The sequence below is a fragment of the Cellulomonas sp. Root485 genome (assembly GCF_001426705.1).
Lineage (GTDB): Bacteria > Actinomycetota > Actinomycetes > Actinomycetales > Cellulomonadaceae > Cellulomonas.
In genome coordinates, this window is the sequence record NZ_LMFC01000003.1 from 609761 (window position 1) to 629163 (window position 19403).

Consider the following 19403-nt stretch of genomic DNA (forward strand, 5'->3'; position numbering starts at 1 on the left):
ACCGGCCACTCAGGGGCGTGTGATCCGGTACAGGACCGAGCGCCGCAGAGGGTGACCCACGGGGATCGTCGGGAAGTCGAAGTCGTCGGCGGGGTCCCGCGTCATACCGATCCGTCGCATCACCGCCTGGGAGCGCTCGTTGTGCACCGCGGTGAACGAGACGATCTCCGCCAGACCGACCTCGTCGAAGCCGACGGCCAGCGCCTCGCGCGCAGCCTCCGTCGCGTACCCGTGCCCCCAGGCCCAGCGCGGCAGCCGCCAGCCCACCTCGACCATCGACCGGTCCCACGACGGCCGCGCCAGACCGGTGAACCCGGCGAACCGGCCGTCCACCTCGAGCGCCCACAGCCCCCAGCCGTTCTCCTGCAGCCGCGCCTGCGCACGGGCGGCGAGCGCGTCGCTGGCGGCCCGCGTCAGGGTGCTCGGGAAGTACTCCATGACCTCGGGGTCGGCGTTCAGCTCCGCGAACGGCTCGAGGTCCGCCTCCCGCCACGGGCGCATGAGCAGGCGTGCGGTCCGGCGTTCGAGCTTCACCACGGCACCGTACGCTGCCGCGGTGATCTCCGACGTGCTCGACGAGTGGACGCCGCACGACCCCGCCCAGGTCGCGCTGCTGGAGGAGTACCGCGCGTTCGTCACCGCCTCCGGAGCCGCTGCCGTCGACCGGTCGCTGGCCGCCGCGCACCTGACGGCCAGCTGCTTCGTACTCACCCCCGATCTGGCGCGCGTGCTGCTCTGCTTCCACCGCAAGGGCCAGTTCTGGGTGCAGCTGGGCGGGCACCTGGAGCCCGGCGACGTCTCGCTGGCCGAGGCCGCGTACCGCGAGGCGCGCGAGGAGGGCGGGATCGCGTCGCTCACGCCCGGGGGACGGCTGCCGGCCGACGTGCACCGCCACGAGCTGTCCGCCTCCTTCGGTCGCTGCCGGACCCACTGGGACGTCGGGTTCGTCGCGTACGCGGCCGCCGACGCGGTGCCCGTGGTGAGCGACGAGAGCGAGCAGGTGGCCTGGTTCGACGTCGACGACCTTCCCGACGGGACGCCCGACGACTTCGCGGTGCGAGTGCGGACGGTCATCGACGAGGTCCTGGCCACCCGGTAGCCCGCACGGGCAGACTGCTCGGCATGACCGTGGCGTTCCTGCTGACCACCCTGGTCATCGTCGCGACCCCGGGCACGGGCGTCATCTACACGCTCAGCGCCGGCCTCTCGCGGGGCACGCGCGCCAGCCTGGTGGCGGCCTTCGGCTGCACGCTCGGCATCGTGCCGCACGTCGTCGCCGCGATGACCGGGCTCGCCGCGGTGCTCAACGCGAGCGCCGTCGCGTTCCAGACGCTCAAGCTCCTGGGCGTCGCGTACCTGCTCTACATGGCCGTGCGCATGTGGCGGGACCGGTCGGAGATCGTGGTCAGCGGGCAGACCGAGCCGCTCTCGGCGGGCCGCGTCATCTGGTCCGCGGTGCTCCTCAACGTGCTCAACCCCAAGCTGACCATCTTCTTCTTCGCGTTCCTGCCCCAGTTCGTGCATCCCGACGAGCCCGGCGCGCTCCTGCACATGACGGCGCTGAGCGGGGTGTTCATGGCGATGACGTTCGTCGTGTTCGCGGTCTACGGCGCGTTCGCGGCCGCCGTGCGCTCCCAGGTGGTCTCCCGGCCGCGCGTGGTCCTGTGGATGCGCCGGACCTTCGCGGGGGCGTTCGTCGCGCTCGGCGCCAAGCTGGCCCTGACCGACCGGTGACCGGCTTCGCGCCGATGCCGCTGCGCCTCGAGACCGAGCGGCTGGTCCTCACGCCGGAGGTCGAGTCCGACGCCCCGTGGTTCGCGGAGCTGCTGACCGCGCGGGGGACGGGCGCGTTCACCGTCGACGACGCGCGTGAGCGGATCGCGGCGATGGCGCTCCTCGTGCGGACGATCGGGATCGGCGCCCTGGTGCTGCGGCGGCGCGAGGACGACGAGCCGCTCGGGTACTGCGCGATCATCGTCGGCCGGGGGACGCTCGACGAGCCCGAGCTCGCCTACGAGCTGCTGCCGTCCGCACACGGTCACGGGTACGCCACGGAGGCGGCCCGCGCGGTGCTCGACGCCGCCTTCGGCACCGGTCGGACGCGGATCTGGTCGACCGTGCGGCCGTGGAACGCGCCCTCGCTGCGGGTGCTGGACAAGCTCGGGTTCCGCCGCGACCACGTGACCGTCGACGACGCGGGCGAGATCGTCTGGCTCGTGCGCGAGCGCGATCCTGCCTAGGCGTCCACCGGGTCGACGGTGCCCACCTGGACGGTTCCGCCGGTCATCGCGTCGTCGAGGCAGTCGAGCACGCGCTGCACGTCCGGCTCGGTCGCTCCGTCCTCGAACACGGCCGTCACCGTCGACCCCCAGGTCGTCGGGCTCGTCAGCGCCGGGTCGTCGAGGCAGGCGGCCCAGTCGCCCTCCGGCTCGGAGAGCTGCACCGCCCACGGTCCGTCACCGGGGATCCCGGCCGGTCGCGTGCTCAGCCCGGCGAGCGCCGACAAGGCCAGCGCCACCGCGAGCACGAGGGCCGCGACGACGCCGATCCTGCCTCTGATCGCTCGCACCCCCTGATCCTACGATCCGTCATTGCACCCATCGGTTCAGTGTCGTATGGTGAACCACATGGTTCAGCATGACACTCTCGACCGGATCTACTCGGCCCTGGCCGACTCGACCCGGCGCGACATCCTCACCCGGCTCGGAGAGGGCCCCGCCAGCATCGGGGAGCTCGCCGAGCCGCACGGCATGACCCTCACGGGCATGACCAAGCACGTACGGGTCCTCGAGGACGCCGGCCTCGTCCGCACCGAGAAGGTCGGCCGGTTCCGGCAGTGCCGCCTCGGCGAAGAACGGCTGGACGACGCCATGGCCTGGATCTCCTTCTACCAGCGGCTCTGGGAGCGTCGGCTCGACGGTCTCGAGGCCTACTTCACCCTGCAGAAAGGCACGGACCAATGACCACCGACACCACCCTCGAGCTGCGCACCTCGCGCGTCCTGCCCGCCACCCCGGAGCAGGTGTTCGACGCCTACACCGACGCCGAGAAGCAGAAGATCTGGTTCTCGATCCTCGACGAGGAGCCCGGCGTCGTCGAGATCGAGGTCGACCTGCGCGTCGGCGGCCAGCAGACCGCCGTGTGGGGGCCCGACCGCGACCACCTCTTCCGGGAGACGCAGACGTTCCTCGTCATCGACCGCCCGCACCGGCTGGTCACCGAGTCGTCCGGCAGCAGCCCCGACGGCATGACCATGACCACGCACATCGAGGTCACGTTCGAGGCGCAGGGCGACGCCACGCTCATGTCCGTCGTGCAGACCGGGTTCCCGTCCGTCGAGCTGCGCGACTTCTTCGCCGAGCAGGCCTGGAACGGGGCGTTCGACCGCATCGAGGCCTACCTGGTCCGGGTGTGACGCGGCATTGACGTTGCCCGCCGCGGGGACGGCGCGCGAGGCTGACCCGATGGTCGACCTCGTGCACGTCCCCGCGGACCCGGACCACCCCGACGCCTGGGCCGTCGAGGGGACGGTCCGGGTCGGGGACGCCGTCGACCTCGCGATCCACGGCTCCACCGACTTCTCGCTCGACGTCCCCACCACGCGCGCGACGCTGACCGAGCCCCACCGCACGGTGCACCGGCTGGTCGCCCTCCCGGCGGGAGCGCCACGCACTCCCGAGTCCGTCGTCGGCCGAGCCATGATCGGTCTGCCACTGGTGGGCAACGCGCACCTGGCCGTCGTCTACGTCGGCGTGCACCCCGACTGGCGGCGGCGCGGCATCGGGTCGGCACTCTGGGACGCCGGCCTCGACCTCGCCCGGGCGGCCGGGCGGCGCACCGTCATCTCCGACTCCTCCTACCGGACCGAGCCGCCCCCCGGACCGGACGCTCTCGAGTCGCCGACCGGCAGCGGCCGGATCCCCGCGCACGACGACGCCACCCGGTTCGCGCTCGCGCGCGGGTTCACGCTCGAGCAGGTGGTCCGGCACTCGGTCCTGGACCTGCCGGCCACGGTGGACCACCTCCGACGTGATCCCGGCACCGACTACCGCGTCCACCTGATGCAGGACGAGTTCGCCCCGCAGTGGCTCGACGGCCTCGCCGTCCTGCGGACGCGGATGAGCACCGACGCCCCCTCCGCCGGGCTCGAGCTCACCGAGGACCCGTGGGACGCCGAGCGCGTCCTCGCCGACGGCGCCGACATCCGTCGTCGAGGGCACGGCTTCCTGGTGGCCGTCGTCGAGCACGTGCCCACCGGCACGCTGGCCGGCTTCTCCGAGGTCCGGTACCCGCTGGACCGGCCGGCCGTCGTCTACCAGGGCGACACCCTGGTGCTGCGCGAGCACCGCGGTCACGGGCTCGGGATGGTCGCCAAGATCGCCGTCCTCGACGCGCTCGCCGGCGTCCGCCCGCACGCCGAGCGCATCCACACCTGGAACGCGCAGGAGAACGCGCACATGCTCGCCATCAACGTGGCGCTCGGCTTCCGGCAGGCCAGCGTCGACGCCGAGTGGCAGCGACCCGTGTGAGGCTGTCCGGGGTGCGTGCGAGCATGCACCCGTGACCCGCGCCGACCCCACCACCTGGCGCCCGGGAACAGTGCGCGAGGCCGCGGGCGGGCTGGTCGCCCTCACGCTCGCCACGTTCGTCGCGATCACCACCGAGCTGGTCCCCGTCGGGCTGCTGCCGCAGATGAGCTCCGACCTCGAGGTCACCGAGTCCGTCGCCGGGCTGCTGGTCACCGTGTACGCGTTCATGGTGGCGACGCTCGCGATCCCGCTGACGCTGGGCACCCGGCGGCTGCCCCGCAAGGGCCTGCTCCTGGTGACCCTGGTCGCCTACACGGTCAGCAACGCGCTCGTCGGGATCGCCCCGTCGTTCGGCCTCGTCGCCGCCGGGCGCGCCGTCGGGGGCATCGCGCACGCGCTCTTCTTCTCCCTGAGCATCGGGTACGCGTCCCGGCTCGTGCTGCCGCAGGTCACCGGCCGGGCGCTCGCCCTCGTCACCGCCGGGGCGTCCGCCGGTTTCGTCCTCGGGGTGCCGCTGTCCACGGCCCTGGGCATCGCCGTCGGCTGGCGCAACGCGTTCCTGGTGCTCGCCGCCGGGTGCGCGCTGGCCACGATGCTCGTCGCCACCTTGTTGCCCGCGGTCTCCGGTGACGACGCACCCCACGCCGACCACACCCGCACCGACCGACGCCGACGGCTCGGCATCGTGTCGACCACCAACATGCTGACCTACCTGGCCCAGTACACCGTCTACACCTACGTGTCCGTGCTCCTGCTCGCGACCGGCCTCCCCGAGACCGCCGTCGGTCCCGTGCTCCTCGGCCTCGGCGCCGTGGGCCTCGTCGGCACCGCCTACGCCGCCGTCTCGCTCGACCGGCACCCCCGCCGCGGCACCCTCGTCGTGCACGCCGTCATGGCCCTCGGCCTGCTGGCCCTCGGCCTCGTCTTCCCGTCGCAGGTCGGCGTCCTCGTCGCCGCTGCCGTCTGGTCCGGGGCGTTCGGCGCGATGGCGTCCGTGTTCCAGGCCGCCGCCATCCGCACCCACGGCGGCTCCCCCGACGTCATCGGCGCCCTGGTGAACTCGAGCGCGAACATCGGGATCGGCGGCGGTGCAGCGCTCGGGGCGCTCGTGCTCGTCGGCCCCGGACTCGGAGCCCTGCCCTACGTGGGCGTCGGCCTCCTGGTGGTGAGCCTGGTGATCATCGTCGTGGCACGACGGTCGTTCCCGACCCTGACCGCGTCAGGGGGTCAGGAGATACCCGGCGGCGCCCCCGCCCCAGGCCAAGATCGTTGACGGCGACGCAGCGACCACCGGGGAGTCCGCATCCGTCCACGGGTGCGCCGGCACGGCCGTCGTGCTGCCGTCGGCCGGGTCGAGCAGCACGTCGCCGACCCTGACCCGGTCGCCCATCACCAGACGCGGCCACGAGCTCCGGCCCCTGACCTCCGGCAGGTCGGCCCAGGTCCCCGACGCCGGGTCATAGATTCCCCCGTACGGGTAGGGACGGCCCCACCCGCCGACGGCACCGCCGTCCGCGCCACCGACGTCCGGGAACACCAAGCGCCCGGCGACCGACACCGGGTCCGAGCCGATGACCTTGCTGTCCGGCAGCACCGTCCACGTCGTCAGCGTCGGGTCGAGCTCGGCGAGCCGCACCAGCGACGGCGTGCCCGACCCCGGACTCGGCACCAGGTCCTTCGCCGTGAGGATCACGCGTCCGTCGACGACGACCACCGACCGGTCGTAGCTCGGGCCCAGCGGGTCCTCCGGGAGGCGGTGCCACGTGCTGGTCGTGGGGTCGAACCAGGAGTCGACTGCCGCGCCCGACTCGTCGGAGGTCGGCACGCAGAGCAGCACGTCGCCGTGCTCGACCAGCCGTCCCGAACCGTCCGGCGGCATCGGCAGCGTCGCCCAGCGGTCGGTCGTCACGTCGTAGGCGAGGAGTGCCGAGGGCCCGTCGCTGCCCCGGTCCGTCAGGAGGTAGAGGACGCCGTCGACGACGGCCGTGGTCGCCCACGGGATCTCCAGGGGAGCGTCGGCGATCTGCTCCCACACGCCGGTGGCCGGATCGAACGTGGCGCCGTCGCGACGCCACTCGCCCGTCGGGACCGCGCAGTCCGAGTTCGGGGGGCACGGCGGACCGTCGTCGCCACCGACGACGACGAAGCGGTCGGCCACCCACGCGACGGTCGCGGTCCGGCGTGCCGACAGCGGACCGTCCGGGACGCGGCGCCAGCCGGCACCGGGCTGGGTCGTGCCCGGCGACGACGCCGGACCGGGCGGCGGGTCGTCCGTGGCTCGCGCCGGGCCGCACGCCACCAGGAGGGCGACGACGACCCACGCTCCGACGACCGACCGGCTGGTCCGCACCCGTCACCTCCTGCCACCGCGTTAGTGTCGCGTCGACCTCGTTCCTTGCACCGACCCGGAGGCCCGTGTGACCGTGCCGCAGGCAGTCCTCGGGTTCGCCGTCGTCGCGGGGCTGCTGACGATCATCCCGGGCATCGACACCGCGCTCGTGCTGCGGTCGGCGATCAGCCGCGGACGCGGGTACGCCTTCGCCGCCGCGGCCGGCATCAACGCGGGCTGCTTCGTCTGGGGGATCGCCGCCGCCGTCGGAGCCTCCGCCCTGCTCGCCGCCTCCGAGGTGGCCTACCGGATCCTCACGCTCGCCGGCGCCGCGTACATGGTGTGGCTCGGCATCCACCTGTTCCGGGCGAGCCTGCGGCCGCGCGAGGCTGCGCCGTCCGGGGCCGTCGACGCGCCCCGCGCCTCGATCTGGCACGGGTTCGCGACCGGGCTGTGGACCAACCTGCTGAACCCGAAGATCGGCGTCTTCTACCTGGCGACGATCCCGCAGTTCGTCCCCGCGGACACCTCGCCGCTGCTCATGGGCGTCCTGCTCGCGGCGGTGCACAACGTCCTGGGCATGGCCTGGTTCACGGTGATCATCCTGGCCACGGGCTTCGCCGCGCGCTGGCTCGCCCGCGACTCCGTCGCGAAGGTCACCGACCGGATCACCGGCACGGTCCTGGTCGCGTTCGGCGCCAGGCTGGCGCTCGACAGTCGCTAGTCCGCCGCCGGCTTCTCGACGGCGGCAGGCTCGGGATCGGGGTCCGGCTCCTCCGCCGGCGGCTTCGGCAGGTCCTCGCCCGACAGCCACGAGTACCAGGCGCTCTCGGGCCCACCCTGCAGCAGCACCGCACGCGTGAGGAGCGTCAGCGGCACGGCGAGGATCGCGCCGAGCGGCCCGATGACGAAGGTCCAGAAGATGACGGACACGAAGCTCAGGGTGAGCGTGATGTTCACGGCGTCGGCGACGAACTTCGGCTGCACCAGCACCTGCAGCACCACGTTCACCGCGCTGTACACGGCGATCACGGCGAGGGCGAGCGGCCAGCCTCCGACGACGAGGGCCATGATCGTGGGCGGGACCACACCGATCACGAACCCGATGTTCGGGATGAAGTTGGTGACGAACGCGAGGATCGCCCACACCGCCGGCGCGGGGACGCCGAGCGCCCAGAGCGCGATCCCGTCGATGACGGCGACCACCGCACCGAACGACGCGCTGACCACGAAGTAACGCCGGACACCGATGTTGAACGTCGTGGCGCGGCGGAGCACGCTGCCCTGCGTCGCCCCGAACTGCACGTGCGCCCCGTCGTACCGGGCGGCGTCGACGGACATGAAGATGACATACGTGACGACGACGAACAGGGTGGTCGCCACACCGAGGGCGGCCCCGGAGATGCTCGTCGCGACGCCCAGCAGCTGGGACGGCTGGAACGCGTCCGTCACGGAGCTCACGGCCTCCTGGTCGAGCCCGAGCGTCGCGAGCCACGAGGTGGCCCCGCCGACCGCGTCCTGCAGCTCGGAGAGGTACTCCTGCACGAGCCCGGCGAACTGGATGCCGGCGAACACGAGCATGGCGATCAGGACGAGCAGGATCAGGTAGACGACGGCGATGACGACCGTCGTCGCGGCGGCGCGGTGCCAGCCGCGGCGCTCCAGGGGGTGCCGGATCGGGTGCACGATGATGACGAGCACCGCGGCGAGGAACAGCGGGGCGAGCACCTCACGCGTGGCGTGGACGCCGGCGAGGACGACCACGGCGGCCGAGAGGAACAGCAGCGTCCGGGTGGAGGGCGCGAGGCCCTGGGGCGATGCCATGGGTCGCGCGGGCTCCTTCGACGATGTCCACGAGCGGGTGCTCGCAAGATAGCGCGGCGGCTCAGCCCGGGGCGGCGCGCCACTCGCGGGGAGTCATGCCGTACTCGCGACGGAACACGCGACCGAAGTGGGAGGCGTCGACGAATCCCCAGCGGGCGCCGATGCCGGACACGGTCAGGTGCGCGGACGCCGGGTCGCGCAGCGCCCGCCGGCACTCCTGCAGCCGCAGCGACCGGATGGTGTCCTGGAGCCCGACGCCGGCGCGCTCCAGCTCCGCGTACAGGTGCCGGACGGACACGTGGTGCGCCGCGGCGATGGTCGCCGCGGACAGGTCCCGGTCCGCCAGGTGCCTGCGCACGTACTCCTGGACGCGGGGCACCAGCGAGCCCTGCAGCGGTGCGGCCGCGGCCGGCTCGTCGGCCAGGTGCGTCGTGATGAGCGCGCGGAGCAGGTCGATGCTGGGCCCGGCGACGAGCTCGGCCGCGGTCGGGTGGTCGAGGACGTCGGTGCTGCCGAGCGTGTCGAAGTACGGCGCGACGACGGCCGCGAGCGCGTTGTTGTCCGGTCCGATGCGCAGCCCGGCGACCGCGTCGATCGTGCCCTCGGGCAGGGCGAGCGCGCCGCGCGGCACCTGGAAGTAGTGCAGCTCCGTGCGGTCCGTGTTCAGCACGGTGTACGGGCGGGTGCTCTCGTAGACCGCCATGTCGCCCGCGCGCAGCACCGCCTGGTTGTCGCCCTGCGCGACCATCGTGGTGCCCGCCACCTGCACCGCGAGGAACACCGTCGGCTCGTGGTCCTGCCGGGCCAGGCGCGGTGTGCGGCGCAGCATCGTGGGGGTGGACCGCGCCGACGAGAAGTTGACGGGTCCCGCCTCGACGACCCGGCAGAGCACCTCGATGTCTGCGGCGGGCCGGTCGTAGTCGATCTCGACCGGGAGGACACCGGCCCAGATGGCGTCGCGGATGAGCTCGATGCGGTCGTCGGGCGGCAGGTCGTCCGAGCGCAGGACAAGGCTCATGGATAAACCTCACATGTCGGACACGGCGAACGTCCCCACCGTAAGCGCCGAGCCCCCGCGTCCGACAGACCGGATCGTGCACGGACGGACCAGAACCGTGCACGTCCCGTCCACCCACCCGCCGCCTGGCCGGACGGAGACTGGCGTCACCCGTCACGCCGCCCGAAGGGAACAGACCATGAGCCCCACCGTCGTCCTGATCCACGGAGCCTTTGCCGACGCCTCCGGCTGGGGCGGGTGATCAGTCGCCTGACCGCCGCCGGGCACACCGTGTACGCGCCGGCCAACCCCTTGCGCAGCGTGTCCGCGGACTCGGCGTACGTCCGTTCCTTCGTGTCGACGATCGAGGGTCCGGTCGTCCTGGTCGGGCACTCCTACGGCGGCGCGGTCATCACGAACGCTGCCGTGGGCGCCGACAACGTCAAGGCACTCGTGTACATCGCCGCATTCGCGCTCGAGGAGGGTGAGGCGGTCGGTCCCGCCACCGCCCTGGGCAGCGACGGCCCGCCGCCCGACCTCACCCAGATCATCGTCGTGCGGCCGTTCCCCGACGCCGGTGAGGGGAACGCCGACGCCTACCTGGACCCGGCGGTCTTCCCGCAGGCGTTCTGCCAGGACCTGCCGCCCGAGACGGCAGCGATCATGGCGGTCTCGCAGCGGCCCGCCGCGCTGGCCACCCTCGGCGAGCCGTCCGGGCCGCCCGCCTGGCGGACGCTGCCGTCCTGGTACCTGGTCGCGTCGCAGGACCGCGTGATCCCTCCTGAGGCCGAGCGGGCGATGGCCGCGCGTGCCGGGTCGACGACGGTCGAGATCGACAGCTCGCACGTCGCGATGATCAGCCACCCCGACGAGGTCGCGGACCTGATCAAGCAGGCGATTGCGGCGGTCGGCTGACGCTGACCAGCGGCGCCGGGAACCGGGGCAGGACCGACGTGCCGTGCAGCCACGCGGTGAGCCGGTCGGCCTCGGTGTCCAGCGCTGACCGTGCGTCGGCGCCGACGTCCTCGAGCAGGACCAGGTCGACGGCGCCGTCCTTCGTCGACCAGCCGCCGACGATCCGCCCGTCGACCCAGATGGTCGCGCCTCCGTTGCCGGCGGTGTCGAACACCTGAGCGCGGTGCGGTCCGAGGTACCAGTCGCGCTCGGACCAGCCCATCGTGGTCGGGTCGAGCGCGGGCAGCAGGGCGACCCACGGCTCGACGGGGCCGACGGGGTCGGTGTCGTCGGGCAGCACCCAGCCGGACGAGCCGCCGTCCAGCGACACCTCGACCGCGCCGACGTCCCGCAGCGCCTGGCGCACGGCCGTCAGCGTCGAGCCGAGCCACCACTTCAGGTCGAGCGTGGTCCCCGGACCGAACCGGCGCAGCCACCGCTCGACCAGCTCCGCCCTGGCCTCGTCCTCGGGGACCGACGGGATCGGCTCCCCCAGCCAGTCGGCCGCCAGCGCCCACGTGGGTCGCGACGACGTCCACGAGCCGAGGTTCCCGGCGCGCACGATCGTCCCGGCGGCCTGCAGGCACGTCATCACGCGGGACACCACCGGGAACGACCCCGCCCACGACTTCCCGTGGCCGTACGCGATGGACCCCTCCAGCACGGGTTCGCGCTCCCGGAGCTGCGCCGCGGTGAGCGGCCCGTCGGCCAGGCCCGCCACGGCGGCCGTCGTCACCTCGTCGAACCACCGTGACGCGTCCTCGACGAAGCCCGCCTCCCGGACCTCCTTCTCCAGCCGACGCCTCTCGACGCCGGCGACCTTGTCGCTCGACGCGGCCTGCACGACCGGCAGCAGGTCCCGACCGACCGCGAACAGCGTCCGGCGCATCGCGAGGTGCTTGACCAGGGTGCGGTCGTCGTAGAACGCGCGGTCCAGGTCCGGCACCGTGAACCCGTCGACGCGCGCCCAGGCCGACAGGTACAGCCCGGCCGGGTCGGTGGCGTGCAGGCACACCATCGCGTCGGCCGCGGCCTCGACGGTGGCGACCCGGAACCGCGGTGCCACGGCGTGCCGACGAGCCAGGCGCGCGCGCCGTTCGTCGTCGTCGAGGTGGATCATGCGGTGATCCTCTCAGCAGACCGTTCTCAGCCGACCGTGTGGTTGTAGAGCCAGTCGTTGCGGGTGTCGTTCGCGGCCCTGCGCAGGAACATCGGCATCATCGCGTCCCGGATCGCCACGCCGAGGCGGCTCCTGGTGACCCGCTTCTGCGCGTTGATCGCGCGGGCGTACTTCACGACGGCATCGGTCCGCGGCTGCCGGGCCGCCTGGTAGGCGGCGAACGCGGTCGCGAGATCGCTCTCGCGACGCAGGGACCCGGCCAGCGCCGCCGCATCCTCCAGCGCCAGCGACGCCCCCTGCCCCGCACTCGGGCTGGTGGCGTGCACGGCGTCCCCCAGTGCGACGACCCGGCCGCGGCTCCAGTGCCGCACCCCGACGAGGTCGTCGATCGGGTACGGACGGAGCTCGTCGGTCGTCGCCGCGAGGATCTGCGGGACCGGGTACGGGTCGTCGGAGTGCAGCGCGCGCAGGTCGGCCAGCGTGACGGTCGCGTCCCGGTCGGGCGCGGTGACGTTGGCGAACCAGTAGGTGGTGCCGTCGGCGCGCACGAGGTAGCCGAAGAACGAGCGGGCGCCGAAGACGAAGTGCTGCGTCTCGGGCGTCGGCTCCAGCCCGGGCACGCGGGCGAAGCCACCGACCCCGACGAGCCCGCTGTAGGTCGGCTCGGGGGCGCCCGGGTCGATGTGCCGCCGCGTCGGGGAGCCGATGCCGTCGGCGCCGACGAGGAGGTCGCCGTCGGCGACCGTCCCGTCGGCGAACGTGGCGCGCACGCCGTGGGCGTCCTGGTCGATCGACACGAGCCGCGCGCCGTACGTCGTCGGGACCCCCGCCGCGTCGGACCCCTCACGCAGCACCTGGTGCAGCCAGCTGCGGCGCACGATGACGCTGCCGCGCTCGGGCTCGCGCGCCGGGCCGTTGGGCACCACGCCGAGCTCCTTGCCGGTCCGGCTCCACATGACCATCCGCCCGGCGCGGTGGCCGTCGGTGAGCAGCCGCTCCCGCAGCCCGAGCGTCCCCAGGACGGCGAGGCCGTTCGTCGCGACGTTGAGGAACAGACCCGCGTACGGGTCGGGCTCCGCGTGCGCCTCGAACACGCGGGTGTCCCAGCCGTCCCGCGCGAGGAGCTGGGCGGCCGCGGGGCCCGCGACCCCGCCACCGATGACGAGTGCTCTGGGCATGGCGTCCCCCTTTGATACCGTGGAAGTACGAGACTCTCGAATCTAGAGTCTCTCGTATTGCGAGAGAGTAGAGGCCGATGGAATCGGTGTCAACGCGGGAGCAGTCCATCGCGCGCATGGCGGACGTCATGCGCGACTTCATGGCGAACGCCGTGCTGTTCCAGGACGCGGTCGCGCGCACCGGCGGCCTCAACGGCACGGACCTGCAGGCGGTCAGCCTGCTGATGACCCAGGGCCCGGCCACGCCCGGGGAGCTGGCGGAACGCACCGGTCTGAGCGCGGGTGGCGCCATCACCGCGGTGATCGACCGGCTGGAGAAGGCCGGCTACGTCAGCCGCCGGCGCGACCAGGCCGACCGGCGGCGCGTCATCGTCACGGCGGACGTGGACAAGGTCCTCGAACAGGTCGGGCCGATCTACGGCCGCGTCGGCGCCCGCTGGGCCGCCTACCTGGACACCCTCACCGACGAGCAGATCGAGCTGGCGAACGAGCTCTTCGCGCGCGCCAGCCAGATCAACCGCGAGGAGATCGAGCTGTTGAAGGAGAGTCGATGATCGAGGTCACCGCACGCGACGGCCGCACCCTGCGCGCCTACGACGTCCCCGTCGACGATCCCGTCCTCACCGTCGTCTGGCACCACGGCACACCCAACGTCGGCACCCCACCGGAGCCCCTGCTGCCCGCGAGCGCCGTCCGCGGCATCCGCTGGGTGTCCTACGACCGACCCGGCTACGGCGGCTCGACGCCGCACCCCGGTCGCGACATCGCGTCGGCCGCGGGGGACGTCGAGGCCATCGCCGATGCCCTCGGTCTCGACCGGTTCGCCGTCCTCGGCCACTCCGGCGGCGGGCCGCACGCGCTGGCCTGCGCCGCGCTCCTGGGAGACCGGGTCGTCGCGGCGGTCAGCGGGTCGGGCCTCGCGCCGTACCCGGCGGACGGCCTCGACTGGTTCGCGGGCATCAACCCCGGCGGCACCGCCGAGCTGCGCGCCGCGGTCGAGGGCCGCGCTGCGATCGAGCAGGTGCTGAGCGCGAGCGAGTACGACCCCGAGATGTTCACGGCGACCGACCACGCGACGCTCGAGGGCGACTGGGGCTGGCTCGGCCGGATCGCGGGCGAGGCGCTCGAGGACGGCATCGGCGGGATGGTCGACGACGACCTCGCCTACGTCGCACCCTGGGGGTTCGACCCTGCGACCATCACCGCACCCGTCCTTCTCCTGCACGGCGACGCCGACCGCGTCGTGCCCAGCAGCCACGGGCTCTGGCTGGCCGACCGCATCCCGTCGGCGGAGCTCTGGCTGCGCCCGGGCGACGGTCACGTCTCGGTGCTGACCGCCGCGACCGACGCCCTGGACTGGTTGCTCTCGAAAGTCGACGCCCCGCGCGGGTGAATCGCTTCGGTGCCTGGTCACCGCGCGAACTCGTCGTGAGGGTGGACGGACGCCCCCGTCACCCGTCAGGGAACCGGTTGCCTGGCGGTGGGCGCTCCCGGGGGGTCAACGTCGACGTCTTCGAGAAGGGGATACCCCATGTCAGTCCGAGCACGCCCACGCACGCTGGTCACCGCACTCCTCGCGGTGACCATGGCGCTGGTGGCCGCGATCGTCACCTCACAGCCCGCCTCCGCCCACGGGTCGGTGACCGACCCGCCGCAACGCGCCTACGGCTGTTGGGAGCGGTGGGGTGCCAACCACCTCGACCCGACCATGGAGCAGAAGGACCCCATGTGCTGGCAGGCCTGGCAGGCCGACCCGAACGCCATGTGGAACTGGAACGGGCTCTACCGCGAGAACGTGGGTGGCAACCACCAGGCCGTCATCCCGAACGGCCAGCTCTGCTCGGGCGGTCGCACGCAGGCACCCCGCTACAACGCCATGGACGCGGTCGGACCCTGGGTGGCCAAGGGCGTGCCGACGTCGTTCACCCTGACACTGACCGACAGCGCCAAGCACGGTGCCGACTACCTGCGCATCTACGTCTCGAAGGCCGGCTTCGACCCGACCACCGAGGCGCTCGGCTGGGACGACCTGGACCTCGTCAAGGAGACCGGTCGCTACGGCACCACCGGGCTCTACCAGACGGACCTGAACCTGTCCGGTCGTAGCGGCCGCGCGGTCCTGTTCACCATCTGGCAGGCCAGCCACCTGGACCAGCCGTACTACCTGTGCAGCGACATCAACATCGGTGGCGGCAACACCACGCCGACCCCCACCCCGACGCCGACGGTGACCGCCACGCCGACGCCGACCCCGACCGTGACGCCGACCCCGACGCCCACCCCGACGGTCACCCCCACCCCGACCCCCACGCCGACCGGTGGCACCGGTTCCTGCACGGCGACGGTCAAGGTGGTCAACGCCTGGAACGGCTCGTTCGTCGGTGAGGTCACGGTCAAGGCCGGCTCGACCGCACTGACCGGCTGGCACGCCGCGATCGGCGGCGCGACGGTGACCCAGGCATGGAACGGCACCCTGTCGGGCGCCAACACCATCACGAGCGCCGCGTGGAACGGCTCCGTCCCGGCGGGAGGCACGGCGACCGCCGGCTTCATCGCCAACGGCACCGGCAGCGGCCTGACCGCGACCTGCGGCTCGCACTGACGCAGTGACGCACTGACGCCCGCCCGTCTCCGGTCCGGAGGCGGGCGGGCGTTCCCGTGGGCAGGCCCGTACGGTCTACTTTCCGCATGGCATCCGAGCCCGTCGCGACCGTCGAGCGCCACGCCACCTGGAAGGAGCTGTTCTTCGACCTGGTGGTGGTCGCCGGCATCGGCCAGCTGGCGCACCTGCTGCACGAGGACACCGAACCGACCACGCTCGGGCTGTACGCCGTCCTGTACCTGGCGTTCTGGATCTCCTGGGCCGGGTTCGCCGTCTACGGCAACGTCGCCGGCGACGACGCCAAGACCCGGGTCCTGATCACCGCCATGCTCGGCCTCGCGGTGATGGCCGCCTCCGTGCCGGGGATCCACGGCTCGCGCGCCTCCGCGTTCGTCATCGCCTACGTCGCGCTGCGCTGGTACGCGGGGGCGGTCGTCCAGCGGGGCAGGGTCCTGCTCGACTGGCCGCTCGCGCAGTACGGGCTCGGCGCGCTGCCCTGGCTGGTCTCGCTGTGGGTCGACGCGCCGCAGCGGTACTGGCTGTGGGGGGTCGGGATCGTCATCGACCTGGCGGTGCTGCTCCTGACGTCCGGCGAGCGCGCCCTGCAGGAGGCCGAGGAGCGGCTCGAGCGCGTGAAGACCTCGCGCCGCCGCGGCGGACCGGCGGCCGGGCTCCTGAGCATCGAGGGGAAGCACACCGAGGAGGAGCACCTCGCTGAGCGGCTCGGTCTCTTCGTCATCATCGTGCTCGGCGAGGGGCTGATCCAGATCATCGACGCTGCCGCCGACTCCGCGCAGTGGGACCGTGCGACGGCCGTCGTCTCGCTCGGCGCGTTCACGCTGCTGGCCTCCGTGTGGGCCGCAGGCCTGCTGCACGGGACCGCGGGCATCCCGCAGCTGCAGCCGCGCGTGGTCGCGCCGCGGATCGTCATGCTCCTGCACGCCCTGCTCACCGGCTCGCTGGCCGCCCTGGCCGCCGCCCTCGGGGTCGCCGTCGAGCACACGCACGAGCACCTGCCCGAGCAGTACCGCGCCCTGCTGTGCGGGACGGTGGCCGCCTACTGCGCACTCGGCGTCGTGACCGCTCTGCTCGTCGGCAAGGGCCGCCGGTGGATCCTGCTCCGGGGCGTGCCGAGCGTCGTGGTTCCCCTGCTGCTGCTGTTCGTCTGGCCCGACCTGCACGTCGGTCTGCTCGTCTGGATCCTCGTCGCCGTCGTCGTGTGGCTGGTGCTGGAGAAGCCGGCCGACGGGCGCCGGCGTCGCGAGGTCAGCTGACGAGGGCGCGGCGCCGTTCGGACGCGCGGAACACGAGGATCGACACCGTCCAGACGAGCGCCACGCCCGCGAAGAACACCGAGACCGCGCCGAGGGTGCCGGGAAACCGCTCCTGGAGCGCCGCGGTGCAGTACTCCTCGACCGTGACGCCGGGGACGAGGTCGATGAAGGGACCCTCGTCCTCGTAGCAGTTCCGCTCGATCGCATAGGCCCCGATCGCCAGGAACAGCCCCCACGGGAGCAGGAGGACCAGCAGCCGGAGCAGCTCCGCGCCGAGCGACAGCGGCGGCCGGCCCTGCCTCCGCCGTGCCGTCTGTCCCCTCGACCGCAGCGCACGGGCGCCGAGCCAGATCCCGGCGAAGAGCAGCAGCCAGAAGATGGCCATCTCCATGGTCAGCCCCACCTCCGTCGCGCACGACAGTAGGGCGGGCACCGACCGGACGACGTCGGATCAGGCCGCGGTCACCCGGACGGGTCAGGCGCGCGTGAGCGGCAGGCCGAACGCCTCGAAGTGCTCCGGGCCGATGAAGGCCGTGAGTGCAGCGACGTGGTCGCCGCGGAGCGTCAGGACGTCGATCGACCAGGCGAGGTGCACGTCGTCGCCGGGTGCTCGCAGGTACGACGCCACCGCGGGCTGGCCGTTCGCGCTCGTCGGGACGTGCTGCCAGGAGCCGCACGTGAACGCGATCGTGGTCGCGAACTCGGTGACCGCCGCACGGCCGCGGTACCAGTGCGGCAGCGGCGGCATCGACCAGGTGACGTCCTCGGTCAGCAGCGAGAGGAGCAGGTCCACGTCGCCGCGTTCCAGGGCCGACGAGTAGGCCGCGACGACCTCCCGCACGCGGGCGTCGGCCGCGGGGTGGGCGTCGCGGGAGGGTACCTTCGCCGCGACCGTCGCCCGCGCCCGCTGCAGCGCGGAGTTCACCGACGCGGTCGTCGTGTCCATCCACGTGGCGATCTCGGCGGCCGAGAAGCCCAGCACCTCGAACAGCAGGAGCGCGGCACGCTGGTTGCCGGGCAGGTGCTGCAGGGCGGCGACGAACGCGAGCTCCACGGACTCGCGCTGCTCGTAGCGCGCGTCCGGGTACGGGCTGAGCCAGGCGGCGTCGGTCAGCGGGAGGTCGCCGACGACGGCGTGCTCGCTCGACGGTCCGAGGTCCACGGGCATCGCGCGACGGCCGCGCCGGGCCATGAGGTCGAGGCACGCGTTGGTGGCGATGCGGTACAGCCACGACCGCAACGAGCTGCGTCCCTCGAACTCGTCGATCGCCCGCCAGGCTCGCAGCAGCGCCTCCTGCACGGCGTCGTCGGCGTCGTGCACCGAGCCGAGCATCCGGTAGCAGTGCGCGTGCAGCTCACCGCGCAGGGGCGCCAGCTGCTCGGTGAAGGTGTCCACCTCGGACAGGTCCGTCATGACCGATGATTCTCCCCCGTCGCGCAAGTCTTACCTGTATGACCACACTCACCACCGCCACCACGCTCGACGTCCCCGGCGCCCGGCTCCACTACGAGCTGCGCGGCTCCGGCCCGCTGATCGCCCTCGTCGGCGCCCCCATGGACGCCACCGCGTTCGCCCCGCTGGCCGACCTGCTCGCCACCGACCACACCGTGCTCACCACCGACCCCCGCGGCATCAACCGCAGCTCGGTCGACCATCCCGACCGCGACTCGACGCCGGTCGAGCGGGCCGCCGACCTGGCCGCGCTTCTCCGGCACGTCGACGCGGGACCCGCGACGGTCCTGGGCTCGTCGGGCGGAGCCGTGACCGTCCTGGCCCTGGTGGAGAGCGCGCCGGAGCTCGTGCACACCGCCATCCCGCACGAGCCGCCCCTCGACGAGCTGCTCCCCGACCACGCCGACCTGTACGACAGGACCGAGCAGATGATCGCCACCTACCTGACCGGCGACACCCGCTCGGCGTGGAAGCAGTTCATGGAGATCGGCAACCTGCAGATGCCCGACGAGGTGTTCGAGATGTTCTTCGGCACGCCGCGCGAGGGTCAGGACGCGCTCGACGAGCACTTCCAGTTCGCGCACATGCTCCGGGCGACCGTGCGGTTCCGGCCCGACATCGAGGCGCTCAGGGCGGCACCGACGCGGCTCGTCGTCGGCATCGGCGAGGAGTCCGCCGGCGAGCTGTGCGACCGGACGTCACGGGCGCTCGCGGACCTGCTCGGCATCGAGCCGACCCTCTTCCCCGGCGACCACATCGGGTTCGCCCAGCAGCCCGAGGCGTTCGCGGCGCGACTCCGCGAGATCCTGGGCGCATGAGCCTCGACGCCACCTTCACCACGCCCATCCGCAAGGACGGCGCCTTCGCCACCTACCTGGAGCTCGACGGCTCCGCGGAGCTGCTCGGCACCCGCAAGGCGGTCAAGGTGACCGGCACGCTCGACGGCCACGAGTTCGCCGCGACCCTGATGCCGTCGGGCTCGGGCCCGCACTGGCTCCCGTTGCGCAAGGCCCTCTGCACGACGATCGGCAAGAGCGCAGCGGGCGAGCTGGTCGAGGTCCGCCTGCTCGCGCGCACGACCTGACCGTGCCGAACCCGACATGAGTGTCGCGATGACGTTCATGACGTCACTCATGTCGGGTT

The 19403-nt window shown here is 72.8% G+C and carries 24 protein-coding genes; 15 read left to right on the plus strand and 9 right to left on the minus strand.

All coding sequences use genetic code 11. The features are described 5' to 3' along the window. Positions 1–9: 9 nt before the first annotated feature. A complete protein-coding gene (locus tag ASD16_RS16705) occupies positions 10–534 on the minus strand; it encodes a GNAT family N-acetyltransferase (RefSeq protein ID WP_200942975.1) in 525 nt (174 codons plus the stop codon). A gap of 22 nt (positions 535–556) precedes the next feature. On the opposite strand from ASD16_RS16705, the gene ASD16_RS16710 reads away from it, so the two are divergent. From ASD16_RS16710 to ASD16_RS16720, 3 genes are read left to right on the plus strand one after another with little or no spacing between them, the layout of a single operon-like run. Next, a complete protein-coding gene (locus ASD16_RS16710; RefSeq protein WP_235523372.1) occupies positions 557–1099 on the plus strand; it encodes an NUDIX hydrolase in 543 nt (180 codons plus the stop codon). A gap of 23 nt (positions 1100–1122) precedes the next feature. After that, positions 1123–1734 carry a LysE family translocator gene (locus tag ASD16_RS16715; protein ID WP_055920018.1) on the plus strand — a complete coding sequence of 204 codons (612 nt, stop codon included), beginning with the start codon at positions 1123–1125 and terminating at the stop codon, positions 1732–1734. Then, complete coding sequence (locus ASD16_RS16720) at positions 1731–2240, plus strand: GNAT family N-acetyltransferase (protein ID WP_055920021.1); 510 nt, start codon at positions 1731–1733, stop codon at positions 2238–2240. The genes ASD16_RS16715 and ASD16_RS16720 overlap by 4 nt, the downstream gene beginning before the upstream one ends. Here ASD16_RS16720 and ASD16_RS16725 read toward each other — a convergent pair. Next, positions 2237–2569, minus strand: coding sequence for a hypothetical protein (locus tag ASD16_RS16725; protein ID WP_055920024.1), 333 nt, complete (start codon positions 2567–2569; stop codon positions 2237–2239). The genes ASD16_RS16720 and ASD16_RS16725 overlap by 4 nt on opposite strands. 58 nt (positions 2570–2627) lie before the next feature. Between ASD16_RS16725 and ASD16_RS16730 the strand changes: the two genes are divergently transcribed. From ASD16_RS16730 to ASD16_RS16745, 4 genes are read left to right on the plus strand one after another with little or no spacing between them, the layout of a single operon-like run. Beyond that, complete coding sequence (locus ASD16_RS16730) at positions 2628–2963, plus strand: helix-turn-helix transcriptional regulator (protein ID WP_055920657.1); 336 nt, start codon at positions 2628–2630, stop codon at positions 2961–2963. After that, entirely contained in the window at positions 2960–3415 is a 456-nt protein-coding gene (locus tag ASD16_RS16735; RefSeq protein WP_055920026.1) for an SRPBCC domain-containing protein, read from the plus strand. The genes ASD16_RS16730 and ASD16_RS16735 overlap by 4 nt, the downstream gene beginning before the upstream one ends. 49 nt (positions 3416–3464) lie before the next feature. Further along, positions 3465–4529 carry a GNAT family N-acetyltransferase gene (locus ASD16_RS16740; RefSeq protein WP_055920029.1) on the plus strand — a complete coding sequence of 355 codons (1065 nt, stop codon included), beginning with the start codon at positions 3465–3467 and terminating at the stop codon, positions 4527–4529. A gap of 31 nt (positions 4530–4560) precedes the next feature. Then, on the plus strand, positions 4561–5802 hold the full coding sequence (locus ASD16_RS16745) for an MFS transporter (RefSeq protein WP_082570919.1): 1242 nt from the start codon (positions 4561–4563) through the stop codon (positions 5800–5802). Here ASD16_RS16745 and ASD16_RS16750 read toward each other — a convergent pair. Next, entirely contained in the window at positions 5749–6879 is a 1131-nt protein-coding gene (locus ASD16_RS16750; RefSeq protein WP_055920032.1) for a hypothetical protein, read from the minus strand. The two genes, ASD16_RS16745 and ASD16_RS16750, sit on opposite strands and share 54 nt — an antisense overlap. Positions 6880–6946: 67 nt before the next feature. Between ASD16_RS16750 and ASD16_RS16755 the strand changes: the two genes are divergently transcribed. Next, a complete protein-coding gene (locus ASD16_RS16755; protein ID WP_055920034.1) occupies positions 6947–7582 on the plus strand; it encodes a LysE family translocator in 636 nt (211 codons plus the stop codon). Here the strand turns inward: ASD16_RS16755 and ASD16_RS16760 are convergent. Together ASD16_RS16760 and ASD16_RS16765 are read right to left on the minus strand one after the other, a co-directional pair. Beyond that, positions 7579–8682 carry an AI-2E family transporter gene (locus tag ASD16_RS16760; protein ID WP_055920037.1) on the minus strand — a complete coding sequence of 368 codons (1104 nt, stop codon included), beginning with the start codon at positions 8680–8682 and terminating at the stop codon, positions 7579–7581. The two genes, ASD16_RS16755 and ASD16_RS16760, sit on opposite strands and share 4 nt — an antisense overlap. 61 nt (positions 8683–8743) lie before the next feature. Next, positions 8744–9700, minus strand: coding sequence for a helix-turn-helix domain-containing protein (locus ASD16_RS16765; RefSeq protein ID WP_055920040.1), 957 nt, complete (start codon positions 9698–9700; stop codon positions 8744–8746). 237 nt (positions 9701–9937) lie between these two features. Between ASD16_RS16765 and ASD16_RS16770 the strand changes: the two genes are divergently transcribed. Further along, positions 9938–10594: an alpha/beta hydrolase gene (locus ASD16_RS16770; RefSeq protein ID WP_235523373.1), complete on the plus strand. Its 657-nt coding sequence runs from the start codon at positions 9938–9940 to the stop codon at positions 10592–10594. Here the strand turns inward: ASD16_RS16770 and ASD16_RS16775 are convergent. Together ASD16_RS16775 and ASD16_RS16780 are read right to left on the minus strand one after the other, a co-directional pair. Further along, positions 10566–11753, minus strand: coding sequence for a winged helix DNA-binding domain-containing protein (locus tag ASD16_RS16775; RefSeq protein WP_055920043.1), 1188 nt, complete (start codon positions 11751–11753; stop codon positions 10566–10568). The two genes, ASD16_RS16770 and ASD16_RS16775, sit on opposite strands and share 29 nt — an antisense overlap. A gap of 26 nt (positions 11754–11779) precedes the next feature. Beyond that, positions 11780–12931: an FAD-dependent monooxygenase gene (locus tag ASD16_RS16780; protein ID WP_055920046.1), complete on the minus strand. Its 1152-nt coding sequence runs from the start codon at positions 12929–12931 to the stop codon at positions 11780–11782. A gap of 77 nt (positions 12932–13008) precedes the next feature. Between ASD16_RS16780 and ASD16_RS16785 the strand changes: the two genes are divergently transcribed. The 4 genes from ASD16_RS16785 to ASD16_RS16800 all read left to right on the plus strand — a co-directional run bounded on the left by ASD16_RS16785 (position 13009) and on the right by ASD16_RS16800 (position 16807). After that, the gene (locus ASD16_RS16785) at positions 13009–13485 is read left to right on the plus strand and encodes a MarR family winged helix-turn-helix transcriptional regulator (RefSeq protein WP_082570920.1); all 477 of its coding nucleotides are present in this window, start codon (positions 13009–13011) and stop codon (positions 13483–13485) included. Beyond that, the gene (locus tag ASD16_RS16790) at positions 13482–14324 is read left to right on the plus strand and encodes an alpha/beta fold hydrolase (RefSeq protein ID WP_055920052.1); all 843 of its coding nucleotides are present in this window, start codon (positions 13482–13484) and stop codon (positions 14322–14324) included. The genes ASD16_RS16785 and ASD16_RS16790 overlap by 4 nt, the downstream gene beginning before the upstream one ends. A 138-nt stretch (positions 14325–14462) precedes the next feature. Continuing rightward, positions 14463–15533, plus strand: a complete 1071-nt coding sequence (locus ASD16_RS16795) for a lytic polysaccharide monooxygenase (protein WP_055920056.1) — start codon at positions 14463–14465, stop codon at positions 15531–15533. An 86-nt stretch (positions 15534–15619) separates the two neighbouring features. After that, a complete protein-coding gene (locus tag ASD16_RS16800; RefSeq protein ID WP_055920059.1) occupies positions 15620–16807 on the plus strand; it encodes a low temperature requirement protein A in 1188 nt (395 codons plus the stop codon). On the opposite strand, the gene ASD16_RS16805 is transcribed toward ASD16_RS16800, so the two are convergent. After that, positions 16800–17198: a hypothetical protein gene (locus tag ASD16_RS16805; protein WP_055920062.1), complete on the minus strand. Its 399-nt coding sequence runs from the start codon at positions 17196–17198 to the stop codon at positions 16800–16802. The genes ASD16_RS16800 and ASD16_RS16805 overlap by 8 nt on opposite strands. 84 nt (positions 17199–17282) lie before the next feature. Then, positions 17283–18221 (minus strand): sigma-70 family RNA polymerase sigma factor, encoded by a 939-nt coding sequence (locus ASD16_RS16810; RefSeq protein ID WP_055920063.1) that lies wholly within the window; start codon positions 18219–18221, stop codon positions 17283–17285. Positions 18222–18259: 38 nt separating this feature from the next. Here ASD16_RS16810 and ASD16_RS16815 point away from each other — a divergent pair, with 38 nt between their 5' ends. Continuing rightward, on the plus strand, positions 18260–19078 hold the full coding sequence (locus ASD16_RS16815; RefSeq protein ID WP_055920066.1) for an alpha/beta fold hydrolase: 819 nt from the start codon (positions 18260–18262) through the stop codon (positions 19076–19078). Next, complete coding sequence (locus ASD16_RS16820; RefSeq protein ID WP_055920068.1) at positions 19075–19344, plus strand: DUF1905 domain-containing protein; 270 nt, start codon at positions 19075–19077, stop codon at positions 19342–19344. The genes ASD16_RS16815 and ASD16_RS16820 overlap by 4 nt, the downstream gene beginning before the upstream one ends. The last annotated feature ends 59 nt before the right edge of the window (positions 19345–19403 follow it).